Annotated in this window: 17 protein-coding genes; 5 read left to right on the forward strand and 12 right to left on the reverse strand. The window is 71.0% G+C overall.

The genetic code is table 11. The annotated features are described in order from the left end of the window. Positions 1–49: 49 nt before the first annotated feature. Positions 50–1,306: a hypothetical protein gene (locus tag M2157_RS18225; protein ID WP_280865728.1), complete on the forward strand. Its 1,257-nt coding sequence runs from the start codon at positions 50–52 to the stop codon at positions 1,304–1,306. On the opposite strand, the gene M2157_RS18230 is transcribed toward M2157_RS18225, so the two are convergent. The 4 genes from M2157_RS18230 to M2157_RS18245 all read right to left on the reverse strand — a co-directional run bounded on the left by M2157_RS18230 (position 1,303) and on the right by M2157_RS18245 (position 6,808). After that, positions 1,303–2,619, reverse strand: a complete 1,317-nt coding sequence (locus M2157_RS18230) for an Nramp family divalent metal transporter (RefSeq protein ID WP_280862836.1) — start codon at positions 2,617–2,619, stop codon at positions 1,303–1,305. The two genes, M2157_RS18225 and M2157_RS18230, sit on opposite strands and share 4 nt — an antisense overlap. Before the next feature lie 57 nt (positions 2,620–2,676). After that, on the reverse strand, positions 2,677–3,168 hold the full coding sequence (locus M2157_RS18235) for an ATP-binding protein (RefSeq protein WP_280862837.1): 492 nt from the start codon (positions 3,166–3,168) through the stop codon (positions 2,677–2,679). 78 nt (positions 3,169–3,246) lie between these two features. Continuing rightward, the gene (locus M2157_RS18240) at positions 3,247–4,137 is read right to left on the reverse strand and encodes an MEDS domain-containing protein (protein ID WP_280862838.1); all 891 of its coding nucleotides are present in this window, start codon (positions 4,135–4,137) and stop codon (positions 3,247–3,249) included. 55 nt (positions 4,138–4,192) lie between these two features. After that, positions 4,193–6,808 carry a LuxR C-terminal-related transcriptional regulator gene (locus M2157_RS18245; RefSeq protein WP_280865729.1) on the reverse strand — a complete coding sequence of 872 codons (2,616 nt, stop codon included), beginning with the start codon at positions 6,806–6,808 and terminating at the stop codon, positions 4,193–4,195. Between the two features lie 333 nt (positions 6,809–7,141). Here M2157_RS18245 and M2157_RS18250 point away from each other — a divergent pair, with 333 nt between their 5' ends. Beyond that, positions 7,142–8,476: a M14 family metallopeptidase gene (locus M2157_RS18250; protein ID WP_280865730.1), complete on the forward strand. Its 1,335-nt coding sequence runs from the start codon at positions 7,142–7,144 to the stop codon at positions 8,474–8,476. Positions 8,477–8,482: 6 nt separating this feature from the next. On the opposite strand, the gene M2157_RS18255 is transcribed toward M2157_RS18250, so the two are convergent. The 5 genes from M2157_RS18255 to M2157_RS18275 all read right to left on the reverse strand — a co-directional run bounded on the left by M2157_RS18255 (position 8,483) and on the right by M2157_RS18275 (position 13,047). After that, positions 8,483–9,016, reverse strand: a complete 534-nt coding sequence (locus tag M2157_RS18255; protein WP_280865731.1) for a hypothetical protein — start codon at positions 9,014–9,016, stop codon at positions 8,483–8,485. An 83-nt stretch (positions 9,017–9,099) separates the two neighbouring features. Continuing rightward, complete coding sequence (locus M2157_RS18260; protein ID WP_280865732.1) at positions 9,100–10,572, reverse strand: gluconate:H+ symporter; 1,473 nt, start codon at positions 10,570–10,572, stop codon at positions 9,100–9,102. Between the two features lie 116 nt (positions 10,573–10,688). Further along, positions 10,689–11,099: a RidA family protein gene (locus M2157_RS18265; RefSeq protein ID WP_280862843.1), complete on the reverse strand. Its 411-nt coding sequence runs from the start codon at positions 11,097–11,099 to the stop codon at positions 10,689–10,691. After that, a complete protein-coding gene (locus M2157_RS18270; protein WP_280862844.1) occupies positions 11,096–11,866 on the reverse strand; it encodes an IclR family transcriptional regulator in 771 nt (256 codons plus the stop codon). Before M2157_RS18270 ends, M2157_RS18265 begins: the two co-directional genes overlap by 4 nt. Continuing rightward, positions 11,863–13,047: a sugar kinase gene (locus M2157_RS18275; protein ID WP_280862845.1), complete on the reverse strand. Its 1,185-nt coding sequence runs from the start codon at positions 13,045–13,047 to the stop codon at positions 11,863–11,865. Before M2157_RS18275 ends, M2157_RS18270 begins: the two co-directional genes overlap by 4 nt. A 139-nt stretch (positions 13,048–13,186) precedes the next feature. On the opposite strand from M2157_RS18275, the gene M2157_RS18280 reads away from it, so the two are divergent. Both M2157_RS18280 and M2157_RS18285 read left to right on the forward strand, forming a co-directional pair. After that, positions 13,187–14,449: an amino acid deaminase gene (locus tag M2157_RS18280; RefSeq protein ID WP_280865733.1), complete on the forward strand. Its 1,263-nt coding sequence runs from the start codon at positions 13,187–13,189 to the stop codon at positions 14,447–14,449. 36 nt (positions 14,450–14,485) lie between these two features. Then, on the forward strand, positions 14,486–16,126 hold the full coding sequence (locus tag M2157_RS18285; protein WP_280865734.1) for a D-aminoacylase: 1,641 nt from the start codon (positions 14,486–14,488) through the stop codon (positions 16,124–16,126). On the opposite strand, the gene M2157_RS18290 is transcribed toward M2157_RS18285, so the two are convergent. From M2157_RS18290 to M2157_RS18300, 3 genes are all read right to left on the reverse strand, one after another. Continuing rightward, the gene (locus M2157_RS18290) at positions 16,116–17,048 is read right to left on the reverse strand and encodes a serine protease (RefSeq protein WP_280865735.1); all 933 of its coding nucleotides are present in this window, start codon (positions 17,046–17,048) and stop codon (positions 16,116–16,118) included. The genes M2157_RS18285 and M2157_RS18290 overlap by 11 nt on opposite strands. 544 nt (positions 17,049–17,592) lie before the next feature. After that, positions 17,593–17,766 (reverse strand): hypothetical protein, encoded by a 174-nt coding sequence (locus M2157_RS18295; protein ID WP_280865736.1) that lies wholly within the window; start codon positions 17,764–17,766, stop codon positions 17,593–17,595. 44 nt (positions 17,767–17,810) lie between these two features. Next, positions 17,811–18,485 (reverse strand): hypothetical protein, encoded by a 675-nt coding sequence (locus tag M2157_RS18300; RefSeq protein WP_280865737.1) that lies wholly within the window; start codon positions 18,483–18,485, stop codon positions 17,811–17,813. Between the two features lie 126 nt (positions 18,486–18,611). Between M2157_RS18300 and M2157_RS18305 the strand changes: the two genes are divergently transcribed. Further along, complete coding sequence (locus tag M2157_RS18305; protein WP_280862851.1) at positions 18,612–19,823, forward strand: pyridoxal phosphate-dependent aminotransferase; 1,212 nt, start codon at positions 18,612–18,614, stop codon at positions 19,821–19,823. Positions 19,824–19,864 lie beyond the last annotated feature (41 nt).

A 19,864-nucleotide genomic window follows, 5' to 3' on the forward strand; every position in this document is an offset into this window, starting at 1 on the left:
GGCCCCCTGACTTCCCTTTCGTCCGACCGACCGGAACGGTGGCTTCGCCATGTTCGCAGACCAGCACGAGGACCCCTTCGAGGAGCGGCTCGCCGCCGCCCTGCACGAGACCGGCGGCGGGTTCGACACCGATCGCACTGCCCTCGCCGCGCGCGGCGAGGCGCATGGCCGGCGCACGCGGTTCGTGCGGCGGGCCGCCGTCGCCGGGGGCACCGCGGGCGTCGTGCTCGCCTGCGTGGGCGGGGCGCTGGTCCTGCGGCCGGGCGGTACGGCGACCGAGGCCGTGCCGTCGTCCGTGACGGCCTCCGCCAAGCCGAAGCCGAGCATCACGGCCAGGCTCGCGACCGACGAGGAGATGATCGAGACCCTCAAGAGCCTGTTGCCCAAGGGCGACTTCAGCGAGGAGCGCGGGACGGGCACCGAGCCGACCGACGCCCGGAAGGTGCCGGCGCCGTCCGCCGGGCTCGTCTTCGACGACGGCAAGGGCGCCGCGGCCATCGGGGTCACCGTGGGCCGGGTGCAGCCGGGCGGTACGACGGCCCGGCAGGCGGCCCGGTGCCCCGACCGGCTGGCCATCCCGTACGACGCCTGCAACACGAGCCGGCTCGCCGACGGCTCCGTGGTCACCGTGCTCCAGGGGTACGAGTATCCCGACCGCCGGGTGGCGGACACCAAGCTCTGGACCGCCGAGCTGGTCACCCCGACCGGGCAGCACATCACCGTGAGCGAGTGGAACGCGGCCGCCGAGAAGGACAAGCCCGTCACCCGGACCGATCCCCCGCTGAACCCGGCTCAGTTGACGCGGCTGGCGGCGGCGCAGGAGTGGCGCACCGTCGCGAACGCCCTCCCCGAGCCTCTCCCCGAGCCGGAGCTCCCCGGCTCCGACCTGCACGCCCGCACCGACCTGCTGGCCCTGCTGGCCCTGCTGCCGAAGGGGTTGAAGGTGACCGCCAAGAGCAGCGACGACGGCGACTTCGCCTACGCCGTGGTCGACGACGGCAAGGGCCGGAGCATGGTCCAGGTCAATGTGCAGCCCGACATGCTGGACGTGGCCGGTGACCTCTTCGACTCGAGCTCCGAGACGCTGCCCGACGGCACCCGGGTCGCCGTGCAGCAGGGTCCCGGGGACAGGGGCGACCAGGTCATGTGGACCGTCGACACCATGCGCGCCGACGGCAGGCGCGTGGTGATCAGCGCCTTCAACGCCGGCACCCAGAACGAGCCCGCGACCCGTGCGACCCCGGCGCTGACCATCGCCCAGATGCGGGAGATGGCGCTCGACGCCCGGTGGTGGAGCGGCAGTTAGAAGAACTCCGACCACGGCTGGTCCCAGATCTGCTTCACGCACAGGACCAGGAACAGCAGGCCCGCGATCGCCAGCATCGCGTTGCTCAGGGGGCCGTTGCGCCACTCCCTGGGCGTGCGGGAGGTGTTCAGCAGCCACATCAGCGTGCCGGCCAGGAAGGGGAGGAAGGCCGCGCCGAGGACGCCGTAGATGATGATCAGGCGGAAGGGCTGGCCCTGGAAGAGCAGGACCATCGGGGGGAACGTCAGCCAGAGCAGATAGGCGCGGAAGGGCCAGGAGCGCTCGCGCGAGCCGGACGCGACCTCCTGGCCGGAGGCCTTCGCCGCCTCGCCGCCGCGGTACCGCGCCACGAAGTCCGCGAACATCAGACTCACCCCGTGCCAGACGCCGATCAGCGAGGTGAAGGAGGTGGCGAAGAAGCCGATCAGGAAGAACTTGGCGGTCGCCGACCCGTACTCGTCCTCCAGGATGTCGCTCAGCTGGATGAGCCCCTTGTCGCCGCTCGCGATCGCCACGTCGGCGCTGTGCAGCAGTTCCGCGCCGACGAAGAGCATGGCGACGACGAAGATGCCGGTGGTGATGTAGGCGACCCGGTTGTCGAGGCGCATCACCTTCATCCAGCCGGTGTTGGTCCACCCCTTGGCGTTGACCCAGTAGCCGTACGCCGCGAGCGTGATCGTGCCGCCGACGCCGCCGATCAGACCGAGGGTGTTGAGGATCGAGTCCTTCTCGTCGGGCAGGACGGGGAGCAGGCCCGCGAAGGCGTCGGGGAGGTTCGGGGTGACCCTGATCGCCAGGTACACCGTCACCACGAACATGACGCCCACCAGGACCGTCATGACCTTCTCGAACACCGCGTACTTGTTGAACCAGACGAAGACCAGGCCGACCAGACCGCACGCGATGGCCCACCATTCGAGGTCCATCACGTCCGGGAACAGCGCCTGAAGGGGCAGCGCGCTCGACGACATCGCCGCCGCGCCGTACACGAAGCCCCAGATCACCACGTAGACGGCGAAGAACCAGGTGGTCCAGCGGCCCAGGCTCGCCCAGCCGTCGAACAGGGTGCTGCCGGTGGACAGATGCCACCGGCCCGCCGCCTCCGCGAGGGAGATCTTGACCAGACAGCCGATCACCGCGGCCCACAGCAGGGTGTAGCCGAAGTTGCTGCCCGCGATGAGCGTGGCGACCAGATCTCCGGCGCCGACGCCGGTCGCGGCGACGACGATTCCCGGGCCGATGTACCGCCAACTGGACTTGCGCGGTACGGAGTTCGCCTCACCGGTCACTGTGTTGTCCGTGGTGTCCGCCATGAAGGTCAAGAAACCCTAAAGATCGCGACCCGGCAAGAGGGCGTGCGGTGAAGGAAGTCAGAGGTCGCCCGGGGGGCGTCCACCGCAGCCGGCGCCCCCGCAGGTACCCAGTTCGAACCAGACCGTCTTGCCCGGCCCGTCCTCGTGCCAGCCCCAGCGCAGCGCGAGCGCCTCCACCAGGAACATCCCGCGGCCGCTCTCCGAGACCCCGGCGTCCAGCACCCGCGGGACGCGCCGGCCGGAGTCGGCGACCTCGCAGCGCAGCAGGCCGTGCGCGGCGGACAGAGTGAGGGTGAAGCGGCCGGCCGAGTGCAGCAGGGCGTTGGTGACCAGCTCGCTCACGAGGAGTTCGGCGGTGTCCACCAGGTCGTCCCGCTCCGCGAGCCCCCACCCCTCCAGCTGTCTTCGGACCTCGGCCCTGGCCTCGCGCACCGCGGACGGACGGGGCTCGTACTCGACACTCGAGTGACCTGCTCCCAGGGGAGGTTGGGGGTAGGCGGCGTAACGAGGGTCGGGATCCGGAAGGCGTCCCCCGGAGAGTCGCAGCATGTTCACAGGGTGGCCCCCGCGGGGGCGGGGCACACGGGGAGTACTACCTGATTCCATACCTGCACCACACCTGTACGACTACGCGTACTGCAGTCGTACGGTCGACCCGTCCCGGTCGTCGCGTACGTCGACGTACGCACACACCTGGCGCGCGTACCAGAGCCCCTGGCCGGACTCCAGGTCGGTGGTGTCCGGCGGGACGAATCCGGCGAGGGGGTCGCCCACGCGGCGTCGCGAGCGCAGTTCGCAGACGCAGTGCGTGTCCTGTCCCCACAGCAGCGCGGTACCGGCCCGCTCCCCCACGGCCTGTGCCGCCTCGGCGACGGCCGTCGCGAACAGTTCCGCGTCGGCGGGCGCGAGACCACGCGCCTGCACCCCGAGCCGTACGGCGTCGGCGGCCAGGTCGGTGAGGAGCTCCGCGTCCGGCGGGGGCGGCGCCAGGGGTACGGCGTTCAGCTCGGCGACCAGGCGTACGGGCTCCTCGTACACGTCCGTGTCCGGGTGGGCCCTGCGGGCCGCGTCGATGATCGCGGGACCCGCGGTGCGGGTGTCGTAGGCGCACAGCGCGGTGGTGGCGAGCGGCGCGAAGAGGAGGTTGGCGAGGGCCTCGTAGCGGATCCACTCCGTGGTCTCGCGGGGGGAACGGCCGGCCCTGCCGTTCCAGACGGGTTCCATGAGCAGGTGGATGCGGCCGCCGGGCCCGGCATGCGCCGCGAGGTACCCGGCGCCCTGCGCGACCGCGTTCGCGGCGGAGCCGGTGTACCAGTCGGTGTGGTCGATGAGGGTGACGTGCTGGGCGTCCATGCCGAGGGTGTCCCGGAGGACGGCGAGGTGGTGGGGGGAGGCGATGGCTGCGGGCGGGGGTTCGTCGGGCGTGTTGAACGCCTCCGTGAGGAAGGGGAGGGCGTTGGCGAGGAATTCGTCGTCGGTGGAGTGGATGGACATGCGGTGGTCGAAGGGGCTGCTCATGGGGGGATCCTTCAGGTGGGGTGGGTGTTCGGTGGACGAGGGTGGCTGGGACCCGTCACCGCTGGGCCGTGACCCAGGTCGCGATCTGCGTTCTCGTGTTGAAGCCGAGCTTGTTGAGGATCCGTTCGACGTGGCCCTCGGCGGTGCGGCGGGCGATCACCAGGCGGTCGGCGATCTGCTGGTTGGCGAGGCCTTCGGCGACGAGTTCGGCGACCTGGGCCTCCCGGGGGGTGAGGCGGACCTGGGGTCTGTCCGGTGCGGGGGGCGTGACGTCGGGAAGGCCCGGCTCCTGGAGGGCGTGACCGACGAGTTCGGGGAGGGTGAGCGCGGCGCCCCGGTCGTACGCGGCGGTGAACGCGGTCGAGCCCAGGACACGCCCCGCCCGGCTCTCCGTGTCCCGCCGCAAGGAGTTGAGCGCCTCGGAACCCCACCTGCCCTGGTCGACAGCGGCCCAGGCCCGGTCGGCCCCGCCGAGGAGAACGGCCGCCCGCTCGTGCGCGGAGCGCTCCGTCGCGATACGCGCCGTGAGGTCCAGCGTGAGGGCGAGGCCGATGAGGTCGTTGACGGCGAGTTTGAGCCGGAGGGCCTCGCGGGCGTACCGCTCGGCGCGGGGCCAGTCCTGTTTCACGGTGTGGGCGAGGGCGAGCATGCGCAGGGCGTAGGAGCGGACCCATTCCTCACCGTGCTCCTCGCAGAGCCGCAGGGTCTTCTCGCACACCTCGACGGCCCGGTCGGCGTGGCCCAGGAAGCCGAGGGCGCAGGCGAGTTCGACCTGGTCGAGGCCGACGAGGCTGAGGTGCTGGCCGGGGACGGGCCCGCGGGCGACGCCGGCCTCGAAGTGGGCCAGCGCGGCGCAGAGGTCGTCGGCGAAGAGCCGGATGACACCGATGACGTACGCGGCGTGGGCGGCTTCGGCGGCGTCCCCGAGACCGCGGGCCAGTTCCCGGGCTTCCTCGGCCCGGCGCAGTCCCCTGGTCAGGTCCTCGGGACACCCGGCCAGCAGCCCGGCCACCCACAGTCCGCGGGCCCGCTCGGACGTCGGCTCCGGATTGGCCTCCAGGGCCCGCTCGACCCAGTAACGGCCCTCGCGTGGAGCCCCGCAGGCATGCCAGTAGAACCAGAGGGTCCCGGCGAGCCGCAGCCCGGCGAGGGTGTCGGCGGGGGTCGGCGTGGCCCCCTCTCGGGGGTCGGCCGAGGTGGCCGACGCGGTCGAGCCGGGCGCGGGGCGGGCCGCTGCGCCGGGGCCCGCGAGGGTCCCGGCGAGCCGCAGCCCGGCGAGGGTGTCGGCGGGGGTCGGCGTGGCCCCCTCTCGGGGGTCGGCCGAGGTGGCCGACGCGGTCGAGCCGGACGCGGAGCGGGCCGCTGCGCCGGGGCCCGCGGCCATGACGGACGCCGCGCCCGGGGCCCCCACGCCGAAAACCCCGTCAGGGCCCGACGCGGCGGCCGCCCCGCCCGCCCCTCGCAAGCTGAAGTCCAGTGCGGCCCGCAGGTTGTCCTGGTCCGCGCGGAGCCGGGCGACGATCTCCCGCTGGCCGGGACCGAACCAGGCCTGTTCGCAGGCGGTGGCCCGCCGCAGCATCCAGTCCCGGTGCCGGCGCCGGGTGGCGAGCTCCTCGCCCTCCATCCCGCGCAGCATCTCCAGGCCGTAATGGCGCAACGTGTCCAGGAGCCGGTACCGCACCCCGTCCGGCCCCGGCTCCCGGGAGAGCACGGACTTGTCGACGAGGCCGGCGATCGCGTCGAGCACGTCGGCGCCGTGGACGAGGTCGCCGTCCGCGCAGACCGCCTCCGCCGTCTCGAGGTCGAAGCCGCCGGCCGGGACCGAGAGGCGGGCCCAGACCAGCTGTTCGCGTGCGGTGCACAGTTCGTGGCTCCAGTCGACCGCGGCCCGCAGGGTCCGGTGGCGCGGGAGGGCCGCGGGGCTGCCGGAGGTGAGGAGGCGGTAGCGGTCGTCGAGGCGTTCCAGGAGCTGTTCCACACCGAGCACGCGCATGCGCACCGCGGCGAGCTCGATGGCGAGGGGAAGTCCGTCCAGGCGTCGGCACAGGCGGGCGACGGCGGCCCGGTTGCCGGCGGTCAGCGCGAAGCCGGGGACGACCGCGGCCGCCCGGTCGGCGAAGAGGGCCAGCGCCGGGTATCCGTCGGCCGCGGACAGGTCGCCGTCCGGATCGGGCACCGGCAGCGGTCGTACGTCGAGGAGGTTCTCCTCGGTGAGACCGAGCCGGTGCCGGCTGGTCGCGAGGATGCGCACCCCCGTGGTGCCGCGCAGCAGCGCCGCCGCGAGCCGGGCGCAGGCCCGCAGCAGGTGTTCGCAGTTGTCGAGGACCAACAGCACCTTGCGGTCCCGTACATGGGCGACGAGGGCGTCAGCCGGCGGCCCGGCGGAGTGGTCGTGGAGGCCGAGCGCGTCGGCGACGGCGAGCGGGACCAGCTCGGGCTCGCGCAGGCCTGCCAGGTGGACGAAGCGGACGCCGTCGGGGAAGGTGCGTTCCGCGCGGGCCGCGATGCGTGCGGCGAGGCGGGTCTTGCCGACGCCGCCGGGGCCGGTCAGCGTGACCAGGCGGGCGCGGCTGAGCAGTTCGCGGCCCGCGGCCTGTTCACCGCGCCGGTCGACGAAACTGGTCGTCTCGACCGGCAGGTGTCCGGCCCGCCGTGGCGCTGATCCGCCCATGATCAGCCAGCCCTCCGGAGTGTGGTCGGAGATCCCACTGTGCTCCGGCCCTCACATATATGCACCTACGGCTCACACCCGCGGGTGCACTTCCCCGGGGATCACGCCCCGGCGCACCCATCCGCGTACACTGCCGCGGCTCCCGGGGCGCATCAAGAACCCACAGTCGGCGCACAGTTCACGCCATCGCGTCTTTATTCGCTCTTGACCTGACCATGTCACAAGCAGACGATGAGCGGCACACCCGCACCGGCAGCACGTCGCTGAACCACCCCCCGCTCCACTCCCCCACTTCCGGAGATCCCGGAAACCCCGGAGAACCCAGGAGACTTCATGCGACTTCGCATACGCGGTTCCGGCGCCCGCGGCGGCACCCGCTACGCCGCCCTCGCCGCCGTTCTGGCCCTCGCCCTCGCGGCCCCGCTCTCCGCGAACGCCGACAGTGCCCCCAAGTCGGCCCCGAGCGCCGAGGACGTCCGGCAGTACGAGATCCACCAGCACACGACTCCCCTGACCCGTACGGCGATCCAGCAGAGCGGCGTGACCGTCGACGAGGCCGACGAGGAGACCGTCGTGGTCTCCGGGCGCACGGACCAGATCAAGAGGCTGCGCCAACTCGGCTACCAGGTCGTCCCATTGGGTGCGGCCCCGGACCGGATCGGCGAGGACGAGGCCCGGCTGTACGACTTCCCGTCGGCCGACTCGCGGTACCACAACTACGCCGAGATGAACGCCGAGATCGACCAGCGCCTCGCCGCCTACCCGAACATCATGAGCAAGCGGGTCATCGGCAGGTCGTACCAGGGCCGGGACATCGTCGCCATCAAGATCAGCGACAACGTGGCCACCGACGAGGCCGAGCCCGAGGTGCTGTTCACCCACCACCAGCACGCCCGCGAGCACCTCACGGTGGAGATGGCCCTGTATCTGCTGCGCGAACTCGGCGCGGGCTACGGGAGCGACTCACGGGTGACGAACATGGTGAACAACCGTGAGATCTGGATCGTCCCCGACCTCAACCCGGACGGCGGCGAGTACGACATCGCGAGCGGCTCCTACCGCTCGTGGCGCAAGAACCGGCAGCCCAACTCCGGTTCCTCGGCCGTCGGCACCGACCTCAACCGCAACTGGGCCTACCGCTGGGGCTGCTGCGGCGGTTCGTCCGGATCGACGTCCTCCGAGACCTACCGGGGTACGGCCGCCGAGTCGGCGCCGGAGGTCAAGGTCGTGGCCGACTTCGTGCGCAGCCGGGTCGTCGGCGGGGTCCAGCAGATCAAGTCGAACATCGACTTCCACACGTACAGCGAACTGGTGCTGTGGCCCTACGGGTACACGTACTCCGACACGGCGACCGGCATGACGGCGGACGACACCGCCGTGTTCAAGGCCGTCGGGCAGAAGATGGCCGCGAGCAACGGGTACACGGCGGAGCAGGCAAGCGATCTGTACATCACCGACGGGTCGATCGACGACTACCTCTGGGGCACGCACAAGATCTTCTCGTACACCTTCGAGATGTATCCGTCGTCGAGTTCCGGTGGGGGGTTCTACCCGCCCGACGAGGTGATCGAGCGGGAGACCTCGCGCAACCGGGACGCGGTGTTGCAGCTGCTGGAGAACTCGGACTGCATGTACCGGTCCATCGGGAAGCAGGCGCAATACTGCTAGGGGCCCCTAGTCGGACTCCTCGGGCTCTTCTTCCTTCGAGTCCGGGGTTTCGTCCTCGAAATACCGGTCCATGACCGCGTCCAACTGCTCGTCCCAATCGGCGAACCGCGCCCTCGACTCCGCCTCGATCTCGATCGGGTACCAGCGGCGGTCGGGAGTGTGCACCGTGATGGTGAACCGCTTGCCGAACCGTGGCGTCTCCGTCTCGATCGCGCCGATCTCGTCCCAGCGGAACTCGCAGGCCTGGTCGTCGAGGGCGAGCCGTACGCCCTGGTGGTCGGCGACGAACTTCGCACGCCGGTCGGAGGCCTCGAAGACGGGGCCGTCGGGAGCCTCCTCCTCGACGGCCTCCTCGGACTCCTCCGCCGTGGCCGTGGGCTCGTCGGCGTCGGCCTCCTCGACCGCCTCCTCGGGCTTGGCGTCCTCGGCCCCTGCGTCCTCCGTCTCGCCGGACACGGGTGAGGTGAGCCCGGGGATGAAAGCCGGGTCGAATCCGGCGCCTTCCAGGGGCTGGCTGCTCGAACCTATGCGCTGCTCCACAGCGGGCAGTATGGTCGACGATCCTGTGCCCGACACAGCCGGCCCCTACATCGTTATCGGACGCCTACATGGGGCTGCACCGCCTACACGAACACACTCAGGACCGCCGCCACCACGAACCCCGCCACCGACAGCACCGTCTCCAGCACGGTCCACGTCCTGAGCGTGTCCCGTTCGCTGATGCCGAAGTACTTGGCGACCATCCAGAAACCCCCGTCGTTGACGTGCGAGGCGAAGATGGACCCGGCCGAGATGGCCATGATGACGAGCGCGACGAAGGCCTGGGAGTGGTCGCCCTCCGACAGCAGCGGCGCGACGATGCCCGCCGTGGTGACGATGGCGACCGTCGCCGAGCCCTGGGCGACGCGCAGGACCACCGAGATCAGGTAGGAGAGCACGAGCACGGGCAGGCCGACGTCGTTGAAGGTGTCGGAGAGCGCCTGGGCGACCCCGCTGGCCTTGAGGATCGCGCCGAAGACACCGCCCGCGCCGACGACGAGCAGGATGTTGCCGACCGGCTTGAGGGACGCGGTGGACACCGTCTCCAGGGACTTGCGGGACCAGCCGCGGCGGATGCCGAGCAGGTAGTACGCGAGAACCAGGGCGATCGTCAGCGCCACGAACGGGCTGCCGAAGAACTCGATCACCGAACGGCCCGTGGACGGGTCGAGCGCGATCGAGGAGAAGGTGGCGGCGAGGATCAGGACCAGGGGAGTACCGATGATGCCGAGGACCGTGCCGAGCGGTACGGGGTCCTCGCGCGGCACTACACCCTGCGACCGCTGCTCCTCGATCACCGCCTGCTTCGCCTCCGCGGCCGCCTCCACCATGTCCTGCGGTACGGCGACGAAGATGCGGCGGCCGACCCACGCCGAGTAGACCCACGCGGCGAGCACCGCGGGGATGCCGCAGACGATGCCCATGAGGATCACCCAGCCGAGGTCCACGTGGAGCAGACCGGCCGCCGCGACCGGGCCGGGGTGCGGGGGCAGGAACGCGTGGGTCATCGAGAGGCCGGCCAGCAGCGGCAGACAGTAGAGCAGGATCGACTTGCCGCTGCGCTTCGCCGCCGCGTACACGATCGGCGCGAGCACGAAGATGCCGACGTCGAAGAAGACCGGGATGCCGAAGATCAGACCGGTCAGGCCCATGGCGAGCGGGGCGCGCTTCTCGCCGAAGAGGTTCAGCAGCCGGGACGCCAACACCTCCGCACCGCCGCTGACTTCGAGAATCGCCCCGAGCATCGTGCCCAGGCCGATGATGATCGCGACATGGCCGAGGATGCCGCCCATCCCGGACTCGATGGTGGACACGGCGTCCGACCGCTGGACCGTGCCGAAGAGTTCGGTGACCGAGAGACCGGCGAGCAGGCCGACGGCTATGGAGACGCCGAGCAGGGCGACGAAGGGCTGGAGTCTCGCCTTGATGATCAGGAAGAGGAGCAGGGCGATACCGATGGCGGCGACCGTGAGGAGACCGGCCGTGCCGTCGATGAGGAGGAGCAGACCACCGGTGTGCGGGGGTGTCTCGGTGGTCGCGGCGAGCGGTAGGGACATGGGGGGAGGTCCTCTGCGTAAGTACATGGAGCTTTCGGGCAGGGGGCATCGCGGTACGGCCCGGTCAGGGGCCGCACCGGTCACGGCGTGCGGGAGTGGGTGGAGCCGGCCGAGTCTCAGCCGAGAACGGCGAGCGCGTCGATCTCGATGAGGAGCCCGGCGGGAAGGCCGACGTAGACGGTGGTCCGCGCGGCGGGCGGGGCGGTGAGGCCCTGCTCCTCGAAGTAGGTGTTGTAGATCGAGTTCATCTCGGCGAAGTGGTCGACGTCCGTCAGATAGACGCGGATCATCATCGCGTCGTCCCAGGAGGCGCCGCCCTCCTCCAGGATCGCCCTGACGTTGGCGAGGGTCTGGAGGGTCTGCTCGCGCAGGGTGGGTCCGGCGGGCGTGGGCGGTTTGCCCTCCTCGGCCGGGAGGAAGCCGACCTGTCCGGCGACCTGGAGGATGTTGCCCTTCCTCACCCCGTGGGAGAACTTCGCGGGCGGGGTGGTGTGGGTCTTGGGGGTGAGCGCGATCTTGTCCGTCATACGGTGTCCTTGGGGTCCTTTGCTGGTGTTCTGCCGGAGTACTCGCCGCTGATGGCGTCGGCCGTACGGCGGACCTGCGGAAGCAGGGTGAGGAGTTCCTCGGCGGTGACGACGACGTTCGGTGCGGAGACCGACATCGCGGCGACGACCCTGCCGTCGGCGCCGCGAACGGGGGCCGCGACGCAGTTGATGGACTCCTCGTGGCCACCGAGGTCGGTGGCCCAGCCCTGTTCGCGCACGCGCTCCAGCTCCTTGAGGAAGGCGGGGGCGTTGGGTGTCGAACGGGCCGTGTACAGGGGGTAGTCGAGCTTGTCCGCGAGGACGCGGAGCTCGGCTTCGGGGAGATCGGCGAGCAGCAGCTTCGCCACCGCCGCGACGGTGATGGCGACGGGCTTGCCGATCCGTGAGTACATCCGCACGGGGTAGCGGCTCTCGACCTTGTCGATGTACAGCACCTCGTCCTCCTCGTACACGGCGAGGTGGACGGTGTGGCCGCACAGCTCGTTCAGCCGTACGAGATGGGGGTGGGCGATCTCGCGGATGTCGAGGTTCTCCATCGCCTCCTGGGCGAGGGCGATGAGGCGGGCGCCGAGGCGGTAGCGCTGGTCGGACTGGCGGTAGACCATGCCGTGTTCGTGGAGCGTGCGGAGGAGTCGCAGCGCGGTGGACTTGTGGACGCCGAGGCGTTCGGCGACCTGACCGAGGTCGGCGGGGCCCTCGGCGAGCAGCGGCAGGATGCTGAGTGCTCGGTCGACGGTCTGACTCATGGGGTGCGTACCTCCTCCGGGGCCGTACCGGCTTGCGTCCAGCCGGGGCCGAGTCGAAGTGTCCCCCACGCGTCGTCCGCGACGGCGGCCAGTCGGTCGGCGGTGTCGCGGGCGGGGGGTGTCGCGAGGTCGCCGGGGGTGGTGAGAGCGGCGGCGGCGTGAAGGTGACCATGGCGCAGGCGGGTCTGCAGGGGAAGGCCGCGGAGAGTGGCGGAGAGAAACCCGGCAGCAAAGGCATCACCGGCACCTGTGGTCGCTACGACGTCCACGTGCAGGGCAGGCACGAAGATGCCCGTCTCCGGGGCCGGCAAGGGGTGGGTGCCGCCCGCAGACTGCGCCGGACCGGGTGAAGGGCCAGCGCCTTGCGGCCGAGGGGCCGTGTCCGGTCTGAGGGGCGCGGGGCTGGGGCCATATGCGGCTCCGTCGCGGGGTGCCACCGGTCCCAACCGGTCCGCAGCCGACACGAATGCCGTGGCTCCCACCGCTCCCTGCTTCACCACCAACACCCCGGGCTCGGGCAGCGCGGCCCGAATCTCCGACGGCCCGCCCGAGATCCCCCACGCCTCCTCCGCCTCGTCCTCCCCCACGAACACGATGTCGGCCCCCCGGGCCAACTCCAGCAGCACGCGCGGACCGTCGGCGTCCCGCCACAGGCCGGCCCGGTGGTTGACGTCGAAGGACACCAGCGGCCGGTCCTCACCCGACGCCATCAGCGAACGCAGCAGCGCCAGACACCCTTCCGACAACGCGGCCGTGATCCCCGACAGATGCAGCACCCTGGCCGCCCGCACCGACGCCAGGTCCACGTTCTCCACCGACATCGCCGACGCGGCCGACCCCGCCCGGTAGTACGCGACCTCATGCGCGTCCGTCGCCCGGTCCCCCGCCGTACGGAAGTACACCCCCGTAGGACGCGAGGAATCCCGCCCCACGGCGGAGACATCGACCCCGTACCCCCCGACCGTCTCGACCAGGTGGTCCCCGAACCCGTCCGACCCGACCCGGCTGACCCACCGAACGGCGTGGCCGGCGGCAGCCAGCCCGCACGCCACGTTCGACTCCGCGCCCCCGATCGCCCGGTCGAAGGACGGCACGTCGGCGAGCCGGCCCGCACGCGTGGGCAGGAACGTGACCATGGACTCGCCGAGCGCGACGACGTCCACGACGTCGGGGGCATTCACGATGGTCGTAGCTCCTCGTCGATGGCGGAGGGTCACGGAGGCTCCATTGACCCGGCGTTGGCCAGGATGTTAGACAGCTGTAAGCGATATACGCAATGGCCGTTGCAGACTATGCAACCCACCTGATCAGGGAGGCCCCGTGTCCCTCGCCCGCCTCGCAGAGGACCACGTCGACCACCGTTTCAAGGGCCTCCCCCCGGACGCGGACGGCCTGTCCGTCGCCGAGTTGACCGCCCAGCGCCGCAACCTCTTCACCGGCGGCTTCACGACCCCCGTGCTGGCCCTCTCCGCCGAGCGCCTGGACCACAACCTCGCGCTCATGGAGAGGTACGCCGCCCGCCACGGCCTCGCCTTCGCTCCGCACGGCAAGACGACCATGGCCCCCCAGCTCTTCCGCCGCCAGATCGAGCACGGCGCCTGGGGCATCACCCTCGCCGTACCCCATCAGGTGCGCGTCGCCCGCGACTTCGGCATCGAGCGGATCTTCCTCGCCAACGAACTCGTGGACCCGGCGGCGCTGAAGTGGATCGCCGCCGAGCTCGACACCGATCCCGCCTTCCGCTTCATCTGCTACGTCGACTCCGTGCGCGGGGTCGAGCTGATGGACGCGGCCCTCCGGGGCGCCGCCCGCCCCCTGGACGTCGTCGTCGAACTCGCCGCCGGCGAGGGCGCCCGCACCGGTGTCCGTACGGAGGCGGAGTGCGCGGCGGTCGCCGACGCGGTCGCGGCCACCGGGACGCTACGGCTCGTCGGCGTCGCCGGGTACGAGGGCGAGGTCCCCGGGGCGGACCCGGAGCGCGTCCACACCTGGCTGCGCCGGCTCGTCGCCCTGGCCGCAGACTTCGACAAGGCGGGACGGTTCGCCGCGGCGGGACCGGACGAGATCGTGATCAGCGCCGGCGGCAGCGCCTGGTTCGACGCGGTCGCCGACGTCTTCGCCGAGATCCCCGAACTCTCGCGTCCCGTCCTGAAGTTGCTCCGCTCCGGCGCCTACGTCTCGCACGACGACGGCCACTACCGCAAGGTGACCCCCTTCAACCGGGTCCCCGAGGAGGGCGCCCTGGAGCCCGCGTTCCGCCTGTGGACGCAGGTCGTCTCCCGCCCCTCCCCCGACCAGGCCTTCACCAACGCGGGCAAGCGGGACGCCGCCTACGACCTCGACCTCCCCTTCCCCCAGGTGGTCCGCCGGGGCGACACCGAGCGCCCGGCCACCGGCATCGAGGTGACCGCCCTCTCCGACCAGCACGCCTGGCTGCGCACGGCTCCCGAGGCCGACCTGGAGGTCGGTGACTGGCTGGGCCTCGGCCTCTCCCACCCGTGCACGTCCTTCGACAAGTGGCAGCTCATCCCCGTGGCGCAGGCCGACGGCACCGTTGTGGAATACATCCGCACGTTCTTCTGAGACACGTTCTTCTTGAGACGCGAAGGGAGTCCGGCGATGGAAGAGCTGGTCATCCGGGACGCCGACGTCGTCGACGGCAGCGGCGCCCCCTCGTACCGCGCCGACCTGGTGGTCGACGGCGGCCGGATCGTCTCGATCGTCAAGGAGGCGGCCGACGCGGGCTGTCAACGCCCCACGGCGAGAAGGGAGCTGGACGCCGAAGGCCTCGTCCTGTCCCCCGGCTTCATCGACATGCACGCCCACAGCGATTTGGCCCTGCTGCGCGACCCCGACCACAGTGCCAAGGCCGCGCAGGGGGTCACGCTCGAGGTGCTGGGCCAGGACGGGCTGTCGTACGCGCCGGTCGACGACCGCACCCTGGAGGAGGTGCGCCGCGCCATCACCGGGTGGAACGGCCACGGCGACGACATCGACTTCGACTGGCGGTCGGTGGGCGAGTACCTGGACCGCCTCGACCGCGGGATCGCCGTCAACGCCGCCTATCTGATCCCCCAGGGCACGCTCCGCGCGCTCGTCGTCGGCTGGGAGGACCGCGAGGCGACTGAGCAGGAGCTGGACCGTATGCGCCGGCTGGTCGCGGACGGCATGGAACAGGGCGCGGTCGGTATGTCGTCGGGCCTGACCTACACCCCGGGCATGTACGCCAAGGACGCCGAACTGACCGAGCTGTGCCGGGTGGTGGCCGAGTACGGCGGCTACTACTGCCCGCACCACCGCTCGTACGGGGCGGGCGCACTGGAGGCGTACGAGGAGATGGTCGCCCTGACCCGGGAGGCCGGCTGTTCCCTCCATCTCGCCCACGCCACCATGAACTTCGGCGTGAACAAGGGCCGGGCGCCGGAGCTGCTCGCCCTCCTGGACGAGGCGCTGGCGTCGGGGGCGGACATCAGCCTGGACACGTATCCCTACACCCCCGGCTCGACGACCCTCGCGGCCCTGCTGCCGAGCTGGGCGAGCGAGGGCGGCCCCGAGGCCGTCCTGAAGCGGCTGGCGGACGACGACACGGCCGAGCGGATCCGGCACCACCTGGAGGAGATCGGCGCCGACGGGTGCCACGGTGTGCCCGTCGAGTGGGACACCGTCGAGATCTCGGGCGTCGGCGACGCGGCCTTCGCGGACCTCGTCGGCCGTACGGTCGCGGAGTCGGCCCGCTCGCGGGGCGAGAGCCCCTGGACGACCGCCCGGCGGCTCCTGCTCGCCGACCGGCTGGCCCCGTCCATCCTCCAGCACGTCGGCCACGAGGAGAACGTCCGGACGATCATGCGGCACCCGGTGCACACCGGCGGCTCCGACGGCATCCTGCAGGGCGCCAAGCCGCATCCGCGGGCGTACGGCACGTTCCCGCGGTATCTGGGCACGTACGTGCGGGAATTGGCCGTCCTCTCCCTGGAGGAGTGCGTCGCGCATCTCACCTCGCGCCCGGCGTCCCGACTGCGTCTGCCGGACCGCGGCCTCGTCAGGGAGGGTTACCGGGCCGACCTGGTCCTCTTCGATCCGGAGACGGTGGCGCCGGGGTCGACGTTCGAGGACCCGCGCCGGTTGCCGACCGGTATCCCCCATGTGCTGGTCGACGGACGATTCGTGATCGAGAACGGCCGGCGCACCGACGCCTTGGCAGGCCGGGCGGTCCGTCACAGTCCCGTGCGACGGAACGCCCCGCACGGCGCTACGGCTTAGGCAGGGTGCACGCGCTCGCGTTCAGGTCGAGCTGGTTCCCCGTCGTGAAGCAGGCCGGGATGTTGTAGATCTCCTGGGCGTAGTTGATGCCTTCGCGGACGGTGACGTTGCCGTTCGCGTCGACCTCGCACGGGTTGTTGTCCGTGCAGCGCCCGCCGTCCTCGTTGCCGGTGTTGTTGACCGCGACGACCTTGCCGGTGGCCTGGTCGATGACGGGCGAGCCCGAGGTGCCGCCGATGGTCTGGCAGGCGGAGGTGTAACGGACCGAGTCCTTCCAGGTCCAGTCACCCTCCTTCAGGCGGTACGCGAACCCGTCGATGTTGCAGCTGTAGAGCCTCTTCCAGTAGCCGGAGGCCACGGTGATGGCGGTACCGGCGGTCGGGTGCGTGTCCTGCACGGTGAGCGGGGAGATGCCGTACGAGCTCTTGATCGACGCGTACGTGCTGGTGAGCTGGTAGATCGAGACGTCCGTGTCGGTCATCGTCCCGTAGGCCAGCTTGCTGGCGCGCAGGGTGGCGACCTTGGTGCCGGCGGAGTTGAGCAGTCCGAAGGTCCGGCTGGAGGCCTGGTTGGTGAGCACCTCGCCCGGCTCCGGGAAGCCGGTGGTGAGGCAGTGCCCGTTGCTGAGCACCAGCGCCGGGGCGGTGTCCAGGGAGTTCGGGAACCGGATGACCGAGCCGGAACAGTTGCTGAGCGAGACGGTCCCGGCGAGGGTCACGGCCTTCAGCTTGGGCGAGGGTGACGTGAGCTGGGACAGGCTCGCCGTGGTGGACGTGACCACGTCGTGGACCACGGAGCTGACCGTGTCCGTGTCGACGCCCTTGCCCACGCTCGTGGCCGTGGGTTCGGCCGCGACCGCGGGTGCCGTACTCATCCCGGCGAAGGCCAGGATGCCGAGTGCGGCGACGAGAGGCTTTCTCATGTGGGGGTCCCCTCTTGCGACTTGGGCGACCGGAAATCTTCCGGCCGCCCGCGATTTTGTCATGCACATTGTGAAGATAGGTGGGTTATTGGGCAAGAAGCTGTGCCGAGCCCGCGCGTTCGGCGTGGCCGGGAGGGGGGTCCGGCGACCGGAGCGGAGCGCGGCGTCGACGCGCTGAGACGACTCCCCGCTGGACATGACGATCTCCGCGCTCAACTCCCGGCAGCGGACCCCCTTGGTTCGGCGCGATGCGGCCCGCGGAGAAGATCGCGGGTCCGTCGTGCCGGCCGCCGTCCCGCCGGCGCCGTGGAGCCGTGGGCCCGGCGTCGCCGTCCCTCCCACGCGCCACGTCGGAGATCAGCAGGCCGACATGGGTAGGGCCGTCGAGAATGCGCTCCGCCTGCCGCGCCCCCGACCACCGCCCGGGCGGCCCGGCCGGTGCCCAGCAGGTCGGACTCCCGGTCCGTCACCGGCTCGTCGTCCCACAACGCGAAGTCCATGCCCACCTTCCCGATCGGCATGGCCAACTTACCCAGCCGGACAGCTACTTGGGACCTTTGGTACTGCCCTGTCCGCGTCCTTTGCGGTCGGAGTTGCCCGGACCTTCAGTGGAGGCGGAACTCGACGAGGGCGAAGCCGAGGGGGCGGCCCGGCCGGTGCCCAGCAGGTCGGACTCCCGGTCCGTCACCGGCTCGTCGTCCCACAACGCGAAGTCCATGCCCACCTTCCCGATCGGCACGGCCAACTTACCCAGCCGGACAGCTACTTGGGACCTTTGGTACTGCCCTGTCCGCGTCCTTTGCGGTCGGAGTTGCCCGGACCTTCGGAGGAGGCGGAGCTCAACGAGGGCGAAGCCGAGGGGGCGGCCCGGCTACCGGAGGCGGCAGACGGACTCCCACCCGTCTCCGGGCTCCCGGACGCATCCGCGGAGGCGTCCACGCCGGACGTGGCGGCACCGGTCGCCGGCCCACCGGAGGCCGTCGCCCCCGGGACCGCCGGACGGGCGGAGGACGCCGGGTCGGTGGCATCGCTCGTCCCGGCGGAGGCCGACGGGCTGCCGCCCCTCCGGTCCTGCGCGGGCCCCGAGGAGGACAGCCCAGCGATCAGAGCCACCGCCGACACCACGCCGACGGCTCCGACGGCTCCGACGGCCACGATCACCCGCCGCGAGCGCCGGGCGTCCGTGCCGCGCGCGGCGCGCCGCCGGGCGGCCCGGCCGGCGGAATCGGGGCCGACGGAGTGCGGGCCGGGCGGCTGCCGGTCGTCGGGCTCCGGGGTCGCGGGTTCGATCCGGGGAAGCTCGGCCGTCGCGTCGTACGCGTTCTGCCAGCCGTGCGCCACCGCCGGATCCGCGTACTCCTCGTACGGCGGAGCCGATGCGGGCTGCGGCTGGTAGACCTTCGGCGCTCCGGACTCGTACTCGACTGGCCTCGACATGGCGACGAATTGTAGAGACGGAAGCGGCAGGTGGGACAGCTACCGGCGATAACAGCCCAAAAGGACGCGTCTCACGTGGCGGAAAGCACGGCCCGCGAAGCGTTACCGGGCCGTAAGCTCCCAGACATGCAGGTGATCCAGTCGACCAAGCTCGCCAACGTCTGTTACGAGATCCGGGGCCCGGTTCTCGAGGAGGCGATGCGCCTCGAAGCGGCCGGGCACCGCATCCTCAAGCTGAACACGGGCAACCCCGCCGCCTTCGGGTTCGAGGCGCCGCCCGAGATCCTGGAGGACGTCCTCCGGAACGTCTCGACGGCCCATGGCTACGGCGACGCGAAGGGACTGCTGGCCGCGCGCCGGGCCGTCGTCATGCACAACCAGACCATCGGCATCGAGACCGACGTCGAGCACGTCTTCATCGGCAACGGCGTCTCCGAGCTGATCGTGATGGCGATGCAGGGGCTGCTCGACGACGGCGACGAGGTCCTCGTACCCGCTCCGGACTACCCGCTGTGGACGGCCGCCGTGTCGCTGTCCGGCGGCACGGCCGTCCACTACCGCTGCGACGAGCAGGCGGACTGGATGCCCGACCTCGCGGACGTGGAGCGCAAGGTCACCGACCGCACCAAGGCGATCGTCATCATCAACCCGAACAACCCCACGGGCGCCGTCTACGACGAGACCATGCTCAAGGGCCTGACCGACATCGCCCGCCGGCACAACCTGCTGGTCTGCTCGGACGAGATCTACGACAAGATCCTCTACGACGGTGCCACCCACACGCCGACCGCCGCGATCGCCCCCGACCTGCTGACCCTCACCTTCAACGGCATGTCCAAGGCGTACCGGGTGGCGGGCTACCGGGTGGGCTGGATGTCGATCTCCGGCCCCCGCGCGCACGCCGACTCCTACATCGAGGGCCTGACCGTCCTGGCCAACATGCGCCTGTGCGCGAACATGCCGGGACAGCACGGGGTGGTCGCCGCGCTCAGTGGGCGGCAGTCGATCAAGGACCTGGTGCTGCCGGGCGGGCGGCTCGTCGAGCAGCGGGACGTGGCGTACGAGCTGCTGACCCAGATCCCCGGCGTGAGCTGCGTGAAGCCGAAGGGGGCGCTGTACCTCTTCCCGCGACTCGACCCCAAGGTCTTCAAGATCAAGGACGACCGGCGGATGGTCCTGGACCTGCTGCGCCAGGAGAAGATCATGGTCGTCCAGGGCTCCGGCTTCAACTGGCCCGAGCCCGATCACTTCCGGGTGGTCACCCTGCCGACGGTCGCGGACCTGCGGGACGCGGTGGGGCGGATCTCGAACTTCCTGGATGGGTACGGCCAACTTTAGACAGAATCTAAGCTAGGATGGTTTCCTGACAGCATCAGGAG

The organism is Streptomyces sp. SAI-127 (assembly GCF_029894425.1).
Lineage (GTDB): Bacteria > Actinomycetota > Actinomycetes > Streptomycetales > Streptomycetaceae > Streptomyces.